This is a genomic window from Salinivibrio sp. ML323, from assembly GCF_001995745.1.
GTDB lineage: Bacteria > Pseudomonadota > Gammaproteobacteria > Enterobacterales > Vibrionaceae > Salinivibrio > Salinivibrio kushneri.
Genome location: NZ_MUES01000002.1, coordinates 36383 through 49108, shown reverse-complemented (window position 1 = coordinate 49108; position 12726 = coordinate 36383). Strand labels below are relative to the sequence as shown.

Annotated in this window: 14 protein-coding genes; 1 reads left to right on the top strand and 13 read right to left on the bottom strand. The window is 51.6% G+C overall.

Annotated features, from left to right (window positions below; translation table 11 throughout):
• Nucleotides 1-215 precede the first annotated feature (215 nt).
• The 11 genes from ndk to trmJ all read right to left on the bottom strand — a co-directional run bounded on the left by ndk (nt 216) and on the right by trmJ (nt 8716).
• The gene (gene ndk, locus BZG13_RS01825) at nt 216-644 is read right to left on the bottom strand and encodes a nucleoside-diphosphate kinase (protein ID WP_069363249.1); all 429 of its coding nucleotides are present in this window, start codon (nt 642-644) and stop codon (nt 216-218) included.
• Nucleotides 645-793: 149 nt separating this feature from the next.
• On the bottom strand, nt 794-2089 hold the full coding sequence (gene pepB / locus BZG13_RS01820) for an aminopeptidase PepB (protein WP_077484564.1): 1296 nt from the start codon (nt 2087-2089) through the stop codon (nt 794-796).
• A gap of 201 nt (nt 2090-2290) precedes the next feature.
• Nucleotides 2291-2491, bottom strand: a complete 201-nt coding sequence (gene iscX / locus BZG13_RS01815; RefSeq protein ID WP_046075004.1) for a Fe-S cluster assembly protein IscX — start codon at nt 2489-2491, stop codon at nt 2291-2293.
• Nucleotides 2492-2520: 29 nt separating this feature from the next.
• A complete protein-coding gene (gene fdx / locus BZG13_RS01810; protein WP_069363251.1) occupies nt 2521-2859 on the bottom strand; it encodes an ISC system 2Fe-2S type ferredoxin in 339 nt (112 codons plus the stop codon).
• 2 nt (nt 2860-2861) lie between these two features.
• Nucleotides 2862-4712: a Fe-S protein assembly chaperone HscA gene (gene hscA / locus BZG13_RS01805; RefSeq protein ID WP_077484562.1), complete on the bottom strand. Its 1851-nt coding sequence runs from the start codon at nt 4710-4712 to the stop codon at nt 2862-2864.
• A 43-nt stretch (nt 4713-4755) separates the two neighbouring features.
• Nucleotides 4756-5268, bottom strand: a complete 513-nt coding sequence (gene hscB, locus BZG13_RS01800; RefSeq protein ID WP_069363253.1) for a co-chaperone HscB — start codon at nt 5266-5268, stop codon at nt 4756-4758.
• Between the two features lie 13 nt (nt 5269-5281).
• Nucleotides 5282-5605, bottom strand: a complete 324-nt coding sequence (gene iscA, locus BZG13_RS01795) for an iron-sulfur cluster assembly protein IscA (RefSeq protein ID WP_046075008.1) — start codon at nt 5603-5605, stop codon at nt 5282-5284.
• 20 nt (nt 5606-5625) lie between these two features.
• Nucleotides 5626-6009, bottom strand: coding sequence for a Fe-S cluster assembly scaffold IscU (gene iscU / locus BZG13_RS01790; protein ID WP_069363254.1), 384 nt, complete (start codon nt 6007-6009; stop codon nt 5626-5628).
• A gap of 53 nt (nt 6010-6062) precedes the next feature.
• Nucleotides 6063-7277 (bottom strand): IscS subfamily cysteine desulfurase, encoded by a 1215-nt coding sequence (locus BZG13_RS01785; protein WP_069363255.1) that lies wholly within the window; start codon nt 7275-7277, stop codon nt 6063-6065.
• A 30-nt stretch (nt 7278-7307) separates the two neighbouring features.
• Nucleotides 7308-7829, bottom strand: coding sequence for a Fe-S cluster assembly transcriptional regulator IscR (gene iscR / locus BZG13_RS01780; RefSeq protein WP_077484560.1), 522 nt, complete (start codon nt 7827-7829; stop codon nt 7308-7310).
• 125 nt (nt 7830-7954) lie between these two features.
• Nucleotides 7955-8716: a tRNA (cytosine(32)/uridine(32)-2'-O)-methyltransferase TrmJ gene (gene trmJ / locus BZG13_RS01775; protein ID WP_077484558.1), complete on the bottom strand. Its 762-nt coding sequence runs from the start codon at nt 8714-8716 to the stop codon at nt 7955-7957.
• A gap of 222 nt (nt 8717-8938) precedes the next feature.
• Between trmJ and suhB the strand changes: the two genes are divergently transcribed.
• Nucleotides 8939-9742 (top strand): inositol-1-monophosphatase, encoded by an 804-nt coding sequence (suhB, locus tag BZG13_RS01770; protein ID WP_077484556.1) that lies wholly within the window; start codon nt 8939-8941, stop codon nt 9740-9742.
• 154 nt (nt 9743-9896) lie between these two features.
• Here the strand turns inward: suhB and secF are convergent, their stop codons facing one another.
• Nucleotides 9897-10844 carry a protein translocase subunit SecF gene (gene secF / locus BZG13_RS01765; protein ID WP_069363259.1) on the bottom strand — a complete coding sequence of 316 codons (948 nt, stop codon included), beginning with the start codon at nt 10842-10844 and terminating at the stop codon, nt 9897-9899.
• A gap of 12 nt (nt 10845-10856) precedes the next feature.
• Nucleotides 10857-12710: a protein translocase subunit SecD gene (gene secD / locus BZG13_RS01760; RefSeq protein ID WP_077484554.1), complete on the bottom strand. Its 1854-nt coding sequence runs from the start codon at nt 12708-12710 to the stop codon at nt 10857-10859.
• Nucleotides 12711-12726 lie beyond the last annotated feature (16 nt).

Sequence of the window (12726 nt, the reverse complement as noted above, 5' to 3'; positions counted from 1 at the left end):
AAGACTGAATCATCGCCTCACGCGTGCCGATACCTGACCTTGATCATAGCCAATATATCACCTCGGGACGCGCTTAAGGCGCGAAATTGTACAGGCTTTAGATCACAGTTTCCACTCTCTAACCGCGGGGTTATTCAATGTGGTCGTCTGATATCGATAGGCAGAAAAAAAGAGGCTAATGCCTCTTTTGGAAGATTAAATAGCAGGTGCTTGATTTAGCAGCGAGGATGAATTTCATCCGCGGTGAAAAAGTACGCAATCTCGCGCTCTGCCGACGCTGGGCTATCAGAACCATGCACCGAGTTGTATTGCATGCTTTCCGCATAGTCAGCACGCAAGGTGCCGCAAGCTGCTTCTTCTGGGTTGGTTTTTCCCATCAATTCACGGTAGCGGCTGATCGCGTGCTCGCCTTCGAGTACTTGCACCATGATAGGGCCTGATGTCATGAACCCAACCAGGGACTCAAAGAAAGGCTTCCCTTGATGTTCGGCATAAAATCCTTCTGCCTGCTCTTTGCTAAGATGGAGCATTTTCGCCGCCACGATACGCAAACCTGCACTTTCGATACGCTGATAAAGCGTGCCAATTAAATTACGCTCTACGGCATCAGGTTTAACGATAGAAAAAGTGCGTTCAATGGTCATTCGCTTATCCTTTCACTGTCTGAATCTCGCCCGCTAGGGGCAACAACGCGCCTACCCTAGCAAATTTCGTCCTCTGTCCCTATGACCAATCGGGTGAAGCGTTAACTCACACAAAATTTTGTTAACCTTTCACCCGACGTGTCGAAGGTTTATTTCGCTTGGTCAAGCAATACACGCGCCAAGGTTTTCACGCCCATGCCAGTCGCCCCAACGGCCCACTTGTCGTTGGCCGCTTTACGATAGGTGCCCGAGCAATCAACGTGCATCCATCCTTTTTGGTAGTCTTCTACAAAATAGGAAAGGAATGCTGCTGCGGTGCTCGCACCCGGCATATACGCCCCCATTGACGCATTGGCGATATCGGCAAACGAAGAAGGAAGCAGCTGACGGTGGAACTCCGCCAGTGGCAATGGCCACATGCCCTCGCCTTCTTTTTGCGCCGCATCAAGCGTGCGATGGGCGAGCTCATCATCAAAACTAAACAGGGCGTGGTAATCGTTACCCAGTGCCGCTTTTGCCGATCCGGTGAGCGTGGCGCAATCAATCAGCAGTTCAGGTTTTTGCTCGCTGGCATACATCAAGCCATCAGCGAGTACCAAGCGCCCTTCCGCATCGGTATTGAGCACTTCAACCGTCACACCATTTTTGTAAGTAATGATATCGCCCAGTTTGTAAGCGCTGCTTGAGATCATGTTCTCGGCACAGCAAAGCACCAATTTAACGCGCTTATTCAACCCTTTGGCAATTGCCATTGCCAGTGCTCCGGTCGCCGTCGCTGAACCGCCCATGTCCGCTTTCATGGTGGTCATAAAGTCAGAGCCTTTAATGCTGTAGCCGCCAGAATCAAAGGTGATCCCTTTACCCACCAAACACGCATACACAGGCGCGTCCGGATCCCCTGTCGGGTTATAGTCAAGTTGTAACATGGTTGGCTTGCGCGCGGAGCCACGACCGACGGTATAAATGCCGTTCCAGCCTTTCTCTAATAAATCCGTGCCCGAGATGATTTTATAAGTGACCTGATCGGGTGCCATGGATTTCACAAATTCCCCCGCACGTGCCACCAGCTGATGCGGGCCGACTTCTTCTGCGGTTTGGTTGATGATATCGCGCACCCAGTCACCTACGGTTTGTCGAAGCTCGAACTCTTGCGTATCGTCCTCGTTCAACACGGTCTGCGTAAAGGCGACCTTATTCTTGGGCCCGCGAAGCCCTTGGTAAAATGCCCACACTAATTCAAGATCCCAATGCTCCCCGGTCAAGGTCAGAGCCGGGACGCCTTGCCCTTCAAGCTTGCGCGCCGCTTGTTGTACCTTGTCTCGCTGATTGGCATCGTTGGAGGCATGGATCACCGCTTTGTCGGTGTCAAAAGAGACCAGCGCATTATCGCCCCACTGTGGCGCCGCCGGTTGATGCGACAGAATAACCTTTAATGTATCTGACATGTTGCACTCCTTGTACTGTCTCGCTGCTTTTGCTGTACAGCGTGTCTCACTGAGCCCTCAGGCAAACGCCTGGACGCCTCAGCAATATGAAAAAAGCGAGCCTATTGGCCCGCTTTGAATGTATGTTTTATTGGCCACGGGTACTGTGCCGAGCCGGTGACGATAACACAAGCATCATCAATCACTCACGAGAGCTAGCCCTCAGTCTCGCTCATCCATCCAGCACATAATGATCGCTTCGAGAATGCGTTCATTGGAACGCTCAGGATCATCATCAAAATCATCCAACTCGGTGATCCACTGATGTAAATCGGTAAAGCGAACCGTTGTCGGATCCACATCTGGGTAGGCGTCACAAAGCTCAATAGCAATATCGAGTGAGTCTGTCCATTTTAAGCTCATCTTGCTTCTCCGTCCGTTGCAGCGTTAGATTAATGATTTTCGGCTGCGTGATTCAAGGTATAGCGCGGGATCTCTACCACCAGATCTTCGTCGGTAATTTTGGCTTGGCAACCCAAGCGTGACTCCGGCTCAAGCCCCCATGCTTTATCGAGCATGTCATCTTCAAGCTCATCGCTTTCATCCAAGGAGTCAAACCCCTCACGGATCACCACATGGCAGGTGGTACACGCGCAAGACTTTTCACACGCGTGCTCAATGCCAATGCCATTTTTCAACGCCACATCGAGGACAGTTTCCCCTTCTTTCCCTTCCAGTTCCGCACCTTCTGGGCATAGCTCGTGGTGCGGCAGAACAATAATCTTAGGCATGATTACACCTCATCAATGGATTGGCCGGCCAACGCATTGCGAATCGATTGATCCATGCGGCGTGCCGCAAAAGTCTGGCTGGCTTTGTCTAATGCTTTGATCCCAGCTTCAATGGCGGCGCTATCATCACCATTGCGCAAGGCAATCAAAGCTTCTATTTCTTTCACCAACGCTTGCTGCTCATCAGCATTGAGCAGGTTATCCCCGTCTTGCTGCATGGCAACCAGCAAACCTTCGATCACACGATCGGCTTCCACACGCTGCTCCGCCAAATAGCGGGCGTCTTTATCTTCTTCCGCGTGGGTGAATGACGATTTGATCATGGTGGCAATCTCATCATCACTCAAACCATAAGAAGGCTTCACTTGGATAGACGCTTCCACTTCGGTGGACTTTTCCATCGCCGTGACGGACAACAAACCATCAGCGTCCACTTGATAGGTGACGCGAACATGGGCCGCCCCCGCCGTCATTGGTGGGATGCCTTTGAGACTAAATTGTGCCAGTGAGCGACAATCGTCCACCATTTCACGCTCGCCTTGTACCACATGCACTTTCATGCCGGTTTGGCCATCTTTAAACGTGGTGAATTCTTGGGCTTTTGCCACAGGAATGGTGGTGTTGCGTGGGATAATTTTCTCCACCAAACCGCCCATGGTTTCAATACCAAGAGAAAGCGGGATCACATCCAACAACAACATGTCAGAGTCTGGCTTATTACCCACCAAAATATCGGCTTGCGTCGCGGCACCAACGGCCACCACTTTATCGGGATCGATGCTGGTCAAAGGTTCACGACCGAAAAACGAGCCAACCTGTTCACGTACAGCGGGCACTCGAGTCGAGCCACCTACCATCACCACTTCCAACACCTCATCAGCACTGACACCAGCATCTTTTAATGCACGGCGACATGACATCAGGGTTTTCTTGATAAGTGGGGCAACCAGTTGATCGAACGTTTCACGGCTCAGCTCGCCTTGCCAGCCCAGCACATCGATGGACGCGCTGTCAGCAGAAGAAAGGGCAATTTTCGCCTGCGTCGCCGCGTGCAGCACGGTGCGGCGCTGATCGCCACTGAGGGTGTCAAACCCGGCTTGCTCACAAATCCATTGCTCGAGCAGATGATCAAAATCATCACCGCCCAACGCGGAATCACCACCGGTCGCCATCACCTCAAACACGCCCTGAGACAGGCGTAGAATCGAGATATCAAAGGTGCCGCCGCCCAAATCATAGACCGCAATCACCCCTTCTTGGCCTGAATCAAGACCATACGCAATCGCTGCAGCGGTAGGCTCGTTAAGCAAACGCAGGACGTTGAGGCCCGCCAGCTTCGCCGCATCTTTGGTCCCCGCACGCTGTGCGTCATCAAAATAAGCGGGCACGGTGATCACCACACCTTCAAGCGCATCGCCCAAACTTTTTTCCGCACGTTCGCGCACGGTGCGTAAGATATCGGACGAGCCTTGCACCGGATTAATCGCGCCACGACGGGTTTCCACTTGTGGCAAGCCATTTTCGGTTTGTGAAAACTGATAAGGAAGTTGCGGATAACGCGCTTGCACATCGTCTAATGAACGTCCCATCATGCGTTTGACAGACACCAAGGTATTGGCGCTATCCGTTTGCACATGCGGGAGGGCATCATAGCCCACGGAAATGGCATCATCACCATAATGGACCACAGAAGGGATCAGTGGCCGATCTTGCTCGTCGTTCAAGGTGGTTGCGGTACCGCTTCGTACCGTGGCCACCAAGGTGTTGGTGGTACCCAAATCGATGCCGACCGCGTGCTTGTGCTCATGCGGCGCGGCACTTTGACCGGGCTCTGAAATTTGTAACAGTGCCATGTCTAATCCTTAAACTTTACTGCGTTGACAGGCGAAAGGGCGATCAACTCATCAGCTGATCTTCGACACGCTCCACTTCATGGCGAAGCTTTTCTGCAAACTTGAGTTTGCGCACAATCACGGCGGCCTCTAGCCACTGTGACGCAGCCAATGCCTGTTTAACCTCGAGAATCAATGTGTCGTAGAGCGACTGGGCTTTTTCACCAAAATCAAACAGCGCCGCTTCATCTTGATTATCGGTAATCGACTCGAGTTCTTCACGCAACGTCATTTGCTGCATCAGAAACTCAGGATCCTGCATGGTTTGCTGTTCGTCTTTTAAGTCAATGCCTTGCAACGTCAGCATATACTCAGCGCGTCGAACCGGATCTTTTAACGTCTGAAACGCGTCATTTACTTGCGATGCTTTCTGTACCGCCTGCAGACGGGTTTTCTCGTCTTGGCTGGCAACATTATCGGGATGGTACTGGCGCTGCAATTCCCGAAACGTTGAAGAAAGCGAGCTACCGTCCAGCTCAAACTGATACGGTAGCTCGAAAAGTTCAAAATGATTCATGTGCTCTCACGGATTACACGTTGAAGCTTTCGCCACAACCACATTCACTACTCACGTTAGGGTTGTTGAATTGAAAACCTTCATTCAAGCCTTCTTTGACAAAATCCAGCTCTGTCCCTTCGAGATAGAGCAGGCTCTTACCATCGACGATTACCTTGACATCATCGTACTCAAAAACCTGATCGCCTTCTTGCAGCTCATCCGCAAATTCGAGTACATAGGCCATGCCTGAACATCCTGACGTTCTCACACCTAGGCGCAAGCCAATGCCTTTGCCACGGTTATTGAGAAACGCTCTGACGCGATCTGCTGCCGCCTGAGTCATGGTAATAGCCATATATCAACAACCCCTTCGTTTTACTGCTGGTGTTTTTTCTTGTAATCACTGACCGCTGCTTTAATGGCATCTTCCGCCAAGATTGAGCAGTGCACCTTAACCGGTGGCAGCTCGAGTTCTTCAGCGATCTCAGAGTTTTTGATCGCCGCAGCGTCGTCAATCGAGCGGCCTTTCACCCACTCGGTAACCAGCGAGCTCGAGGCAATTGCCGAGCCGCAGCCGTAGGTTTTAAACTTGGCGTCTTCAATGATGCCTTCGTCATTCACCTTGATTTGTAGCTTCATGACGTCGCCACACGCAGGGGCACCGACCATGCCATTACCAATCGATGGGTCGCCTTTCTCAAACGAGCCAACGTTACGTGGGTTTTCGTAGTGGTCAATTACTTTATCGCTGTAAGCCATAATCGTTTCCTCAATATGATTGCTCACTGTTGCCAGCTGGCGCGTTATTCGAGTTAGTGGTGCGCCCATTCAACGGTACTTAAATCGATACCGTCTTTGTACATGTCCCAAAGTGGTGACATTTCACGCAGCTTGTTGACTGCTTCACGCACTTTCTCAATCGCATAATCCACTTCTTCTTCGGTCGTAAAGCGACCAAATGAGAAGCGCAGCGAGCTATGTGCTAGCTCATCGTCGCGTCCAAGCGCACGAAGCACATAGGAAGGTTCTAGGCTTGCTGAGGTACACGCAGACCCTGACGATACCGCCAGATCTTTCAGTGCCATCAGCAAAGACTCGCCTTCAACAAATGCAAAGCTCACATTTAGGTTATGTGGAACACGCTGCTCCAAATCACCATTGACGTAAACTTCTTCTAAATCTTTCACGCCTTCGTAAAAGCGGTTGCGCAGCGCCAGTGCATGCTCAAAGTCTTTTTCGCGCTCTTCTTTGGCGATACGGAATGCTTCGCCCATGCCCACGATTTGGTGGGTTGGCAATGTGCCTGAACGCATGCCACGCTCGTGACCACCACCATGCATTTGCGCTTCAATGCGCACGCGTGGCTTACGGCGAACGTACAAAGCACCAATGCCTTTCGGGCCATACGCTTTGTGTGCGCTGAACGAGATCAAATCGATTTTCATCTCTTTGACGTCCAATGGCACTTTACCCACTGACTGTGCCGCATCGACGTGGAACATAATCTTGCGTTCGCGGCAAAGTTCGCCAATCGCAGAGATATCTTGAATCACGCCAATTTCGTTGTTCACGTGCATGATTGACACCAAAATCGTGTCGTCACGCATGGCTGCGTCGAGCTTCTTCAGATCAACCAAGCCATTTTCTTCCGGCTCAAGATAAGTCACCTCAAAGCCTTCACGCTCCAATTGACGGCAAGGGTCAAGCACGGCTTTATGCTCGGTCTTGCAGGTAATAATGTGCTTGCCTTTCTTGGAGTAGAAATTAGCAATACCTTTGATGGCCAAGTTGTCTGACTCAGTCGCCCCAGAGGTAAACACGATCTCACGCGGGTCAGCATTGCAGTAGTTGGCAATGTTCTCACGTGCTGTATCAACCGCTTCTTCTGCTTGCCAGCCAAAGCGGTGTGAGCGAGAGGCCGGGTTACCAAAAAACCCGTCCATAGTCAGGTACTGACTCATTTTCTCAGCAACGCGCGGATCGACCGGACACGTGGCTGAATAATCAAAATAAATGGGCAATTTCATTTTTTTCTCCAATTACACCGACATTGGTCATCAGGAGCGAACGTTCACGCCTATGGTGGCGCTATTTTGTTTGACCTTCGAGCTAAATGTATTTCTGGGCGCCAATGAGGCATCCAGTTTAGCGTCCTGACGATCTGCTACTTGCTTCACTTCATTATCATGCATCAGCTCACCGAGCGTGATGTCGTTTAAAAATCCGCTAATTCGGGCACTTAAGTCGTGCCACAGAGTATGTGTTAAACAACGGGTGCCGCCTTGGCAATCCGCTTTACCTTGGCACTTGGTCGCATCGACAGATTCGTCAACAGCTGCGATCACCGCACCCACGGCAATATCATTAGCTTCAATGCCAAGACGGTATCCGCCACCAGGGCCTCGTACACTGCTGACTAAGCCCGACTTGCGGAGCCGTGAAAAAAGTTGCTCAAGATAAGACAGGGAAATGCCTTGACGCTCAGAGATGTCCGCCAGTGGTACAGGACCCTGCTCGGCATGAAGCGCCACATCGAGCATGGCGGTAACCGCATAACGGCCTTTCGAAGTCAATCTCATAACACGCTACCTGTGGTGAATAGATGCTCAGATAATTACATACCTGAGTGATTTGGTCAAGTATTTACCTGAGTATTTTTGTCAGGTTTTCACCCTAAGTTACGCATGCTCGGTTGAAAGGATCACTAAGCGCGATGATTATCGGTATTTTGCTCGCTCGATGCCGCTTGTTGGGTCACTTTTTCGATAGATGACAGCACCCCCCGTAAAATATTTAACTCTTGGCTCTCGAGTCGCGCGCGGTTAAAGAGCCGGCGTAACTTGGTCATTACCATCCCGGGATGCTGAGTACGAATAAATCCGGTTTTGGTCAGTACGGTTTCTAGGTGCTGATAAAACCGTGCAAGCTCTTCATTTAACGGGTAGGTTTGTTCAAGCGTGGGACCTTGATAGGCTTGGCTGTCTAACCAAGCGACGCGCATTTCATAGCACAGGGTTTGTACCGCCATCGCGAGGTTTAGCGAGCTGTAGTCGGGGTTGGACGGAATCGACACATGATAATGGCAGGTCTGTAGCTCTTCATTGGTCAAGCCTGTCCGCTCGCGACCAAAGACAATAGCCACCGGGTGAGTACTGGCTTCTTCCACGGCCTTTTTACCGCATTCGCGCGCATCCAGCATCGGCCACTCAAGTGTCCGGCTTCTGGCACTGGTTCCCACCACAAGACCACAGTCTGCCACTGCCTCTTCTAAGGTCTCGACCACCCGCGCATTGTTGGCGATATCACTGGCACCAGCTGCTAACGCAATGGCTTGGCCATCCACGTCACAGTCAGGCGCGACGAGGGTCATATTGCTAAGCCCCATGACTTTCATTGCCCTCGCGGCTGAGCCAATATTTCCGGAATGGGAGGTTCCCACCAATACGACGCGGATTTGATCTAGCATGATGTTGTTTTCGTCTCTTACGCTGTGCACCCTTGGTGGGGCGAGCAGGTGTCTGTCAGATCTGCGCAGTTTATCACAGTGCAATCGATAATACTTCTCAGCTAAGCGTGTCGCGTCGCTTCACGGACATGGCCGCGGTCAAAAAATACCCACTTTCCTTTTGCTGTGGCTCTGTTATACTCCGCCCCGCTTTCGTTCTTTAACATCCGTTGGGAAAACCGTATGCATCCGATGCTAAACATCGCCGTCCGTGCTGCACGGAAGGCTGGCGATTTTATCGCTAAATCTGCAGAAAACAGAGACAACATCGAAACCGCACAAAAAGGCAGCAATGACTTTGTCACTAACGTCGATAAAGGTGCGGAACAAATCATCATCGACATCATCAAAAAGTCCTACCCAGACCACACCATCGTTGGCGAAGAGTCAGGCGTGGCTGAAGGGAAAGATAGCGACTATCAATGGATCATCGACCCACTGGATGGCACCACCAACTTCGTTAACGACTTTCCGCACTTCAGCGTGTCTATCGCGGTGCGCATTAAAGGCCGCACTGAGATCGGCTGCGTTTACGACCCTATCCGTAATGAGCTATTCACCGCACAACGTGGTTCTGGCGCGCAACTCAACAACAAGCGTATTCGTACCGGTAGTGCCAAAGAGCTGGACGGCACCATCCTAGCAACGGGCTTCCCTTTCAAAGCTAAGCAACATGCTGAAGGCTTTATGGCGGTTGTAGGCGCGTTGTTTGTCGATTGTGCTGACTTCCGTCGCACTGGCTCTGCCGCGCTCGATCTTTGCTATGTCGCCGCTGGCCGTGTTGATGGCTTTTTTGAACTTGGTCTTAAACCGTGGGATATCGCGGCGGGTGAATTGATTGCCCGCGAAGCGGGGGCAATTTGTACCGACTTTAACGGCGGAACCGACTACATGCGTAGCGGTAACGTGGTAAGCGGTGCACCACGCGTCGTAAAAGGCATGCTGGCCAAAGTGCGCGAGAACGCCCCTGAGTCGATGAAAAAATAATGCTTCCCTCTGGGTATAAAAAAGCGACGCTCGGTGAGCGTCGCTTTTTTTATGCCGTCAAATCATCGGCTGTCTCTTTAACACTGAGTGCCATACTGGCTGCGACGCACACCGAGTGTGCAATTCGCCCCGCAACAGACGCGGGGCGAGCGCATCAAGGCATCGCGTCAAACTCTTGCCCTTCTTTTTCCACTTCTGGCACCAACAGGTGCTCACGCGCAATACCCAGCTTCAATGCCAGAGCAGACGCCACGTAGATTGAAGAGTAGGTACCCACGGTGATACCAATCAGCAAGGCCATCGCAAAGCCGTGGATCATGGTTCCACCCAAGGTGAACAGTGCAATCACCACAAACAAAGTCGTGCCCGAGGTAATGGTGGTTCGGCTGAGGGTCTGAGAGACAGACGCATTAATGATTTCATCTGACTCACCTTTACGCAGCTTACGGAAGTTTTCACGAATACGGTCGAACACCACGATGGTATCGTTCAACGAGTACCCCACCACCGTCAGCAACGCAGCGACGATGGTCAAGTCCACTTCGACTTGGAACAAGGAGAAAATCCCCAAGGTAATGATCACATCGTGCGCCAGTGCCATCACCGCGCCAGCCGCCAAGCGCCACTCGAAACGGAACGACACGTAGATCAGGATACAGACCAGCGCAATAATAATCGCCAACCCACCCGCTTCGGTCAGCTCGTCACCCACGTTCGGGCCGACAAACTCGATGCGGCGCATTTCTACCTGGTCACCCGTACCTGCTTTGATGGCATTGAGCACCTCGTTACCGAGGTTCTCACCTTCCATGTCATCACGCGGACGCAGGCGCACCATCACATCAGTGGCACTACCGAAGTTTTGTACCACGGCATCATCGAAACCGTCAGCCGCCAGTGACTCACGAATCTGCGGTAAGTCAGCGGGCTGTTCAAAGCCCACTTCTATCAAGGTACCGCCGGTAAAGTCGAGCCCCCAGTTTAACCACTTAGTGGATAGGGTCACCACAGACGCGGCAATCATGGCGATGGACAACACGAAGGCCAATTTAGACCAACGCATAAAGTTGATCGACATGTCCGGTTTAAATATTTGAAACATGCTTGGACTCCCTTAAATCGACAGTTTCTTGACGCGCTTACCACCGTACACCAGGTTAACCAGTGCACGCGTACCAATGATGGCGGTAAACATCGAGGTCAAAATACCGATCGACAGTGTCACCGCGAAGCCTTTTATCGCGCCCGTTCCCACAGCAAACAAGATGATTGCGGTGATCAGCGTGGTGATATTGGCATCGGCGATGGTACTAAACGCGTTAGAATAGCCACGGTCGATTGCATGTTGAGGATTACGGCCTTCGTGAATTTCTTCACGAATACGTTCAAAAATCAGCACGTTGGCGTCGACCGCCATCCCCACTGTCAAGACGATACCGGCAATACCAGGCAATGTCATGGTCGCCCCTGGGATCAGAGACATAATACCGATGATCAATATGATATTGGCGAGCAAGGCACAGTTGGCAAAAACACCAAAGCGACGATAGTAAATCAAGGTGAAGATCATCACCGCCACCAAGCCCCAGATACAGGCTTGCACACCCATGTTGATATTTTGCTGACCCATTGATGGACCAATGGTGCGCTCTTCAACAATCGAGATAGGCGCAATCAAGGCCCCCGCACGCAGCAGTAGCGCCAAGTTGTGAGCTTCAGCGGCAGAGTCGATACCGGTAATACGGAAGTTACGTCCCAAAGCGGACTGGATCGTGGCTTGGTTAATCACTTCTTCGTGTTTTTCCAAGATCACTTTGCCGTCTTCATCACGCTCGCCGCTGTCTTTGTATTCGGCGAATACCGTCGCCATCAGCTCACCAATATTGCGCTTACTGAAGTCGGCCATTTTGTCACCGCCCTCGCTGTCGAGCGAGATATTAACTTGAGGACGGCTGTATTCGTCGCGTGACGAGCTGGCGTCAGTAATGTGTGAGCCGGTCAAAATGACGCGCTTTTTCAGCACGGCGGGACGGCCATCACGGGTACGCATCAGCTCACTGCCTGGCGGTACACGACCCGCCATGGCGGCAGATAGGTCAGCGTCTTGATCCACTTCGCGGAATTCCAAGGTCGCGGTCGCGCCAAGGATTTCTTTTGCTCGCGCTGTATCCTGCACGCCAGGAAGCTCAACCACAATACGGCTTGCACCTTGGCGTTGAACCAAAGGCTCGGCCACACCCAGCTCATTAACACGATTACGCAGAATGGTAATGTTTTGCGCCACCGCGTAATTACGAATCTCTTTGAGTCGCTCTTCTTTGTACACCGCGGCTAATCGCCCTTCATCTTCATCGACAGAAAAGTTCATGTCGAGGTAGTTGTTCGAGAGCAGCTCTAGCGCTTTATTGGTGTCTTCGGCAGTACGCAGATTTACCACGACACGGGTATTATCTTCTACACGCAAGCCACGATAACGAATACGTGCTTCACGTAAGTCTGTGCGGAAGCTATCTTCTTGTTGGGTGATCAGCTTTTCTAATGCTGCATCCATGTCCACTTCCATCAGGAAGTGCACGCCGCCACGTAGGTCGAGGCCAAGCTTCATCGGGGTGGCCCCCAGCGTATCCAGCCACGATGGCGTTGCAGGCGCTAAGTTTAAGGCGACCACATAATCATCACTGTCGAAACGCGACATCAAGGCATCACGGGCGCCGATTTGTGCTTCCGTGTCTTTAAAGCGGGCTAAGACGGTACCGTCTTCGAGCGCAATGGATTGGTAGGAAAGGTCGTTCGATTCGAGGGTCTGTTTGATGGAGTCCAACGCAGTCATATCTACCGAGGCGCCACGCGCCCCGGAAATTTGTACTGCTGGATCTTCACCGTATAAATTGGGAAGTGCATACACGATGCCAATAACCAGTGTTATTAGCACCATGATGTACTTCCACAAAGGATAACGGTTTAGCACAGCATGCATCCTTTAT

Coding starts and splice junctions, on each gene's coding strand:
- hscB (WP_069363253.1), bottom strand. CDS start 5,268: ATGAATCATTTTGAACTTTTCGAGCTACCGTATCAGTTTGAGCTGGAC.
- fdx (WP_069363251.1), bottom strand. CDS start 2,859: ATGCCTAAGATTATTGTTCTGCCGCACCACGAGCTATGCCCAGAAGGT.
- hscA (WP_077484562.1), bottom strand. CDS start 4,712: ATGGCACTGTTACAAATTTCAGAGCCCGGTCAAAGTGCCGCGCCGCAT.
- suhB (WP_077484556.1), top strand. CDS start 8,939: ATGCATCCGATGCTAAACATCGCCGTCCGTGCTGCACGGAAGGCTGGC.
- iscR (WP_077484560.1), bottom strand. CDS start 7,829: ATGAGATTGACTTCGAAAGGCCGTTATGCGGTTACCGCCATGCTCGAT.
- ndk (WP_069363249.1), bottom strand. CDS start 644: ATGACCATTGAACGCACTTTTTCTATCGTTAAACCTGATGCCGTAGAG.
- secF (WP_069363259.1), bottom strand. CDS start 10,844: ATGTTTCAAATATTTAAACCGGACATGTCGATCAACTTTATGCGTTGG.
- iscU (WP_069363254.1), bottom strand. CDS start 6,009: ATGGCTTACAGCGATAAAGTAATTGACCACTACGAAAACCCACGTAAC.
- iscA (WP_046075008.1), bottom strand. CDS start 5,605: ATGGCTATTACCATGACTCAGGCGGCAGCAGATCGCGTCAGAGCGTTT.
- BZG13_RS01785 (WP_069363255.1), bottom strand. CDS start 7,277: ATGAAATTGCCCATTTATTTTGATTATTCAGCCACGTGTCCGGTCGAT.
- iscX (WP_046075004.1), bottom strand. CDS start 2,491: ATGAGCTTAAAATGGACAGACTCACTCGATATTGCTATTGAGCTTTGT.
- pepB (WP_077484564.1), bottom strand. CDS start 2,089: ATGTCAGATACATTAAAGGTTATTCTGTCGCATCAACCGGCGGCGCCA.
- trmJ (WP_077484558.1), bottom strand. CDS start 8,716: ATGCTAGATCAAATCCGCGTCGTATTGGTGGGAACCTCCCATTCCGGA.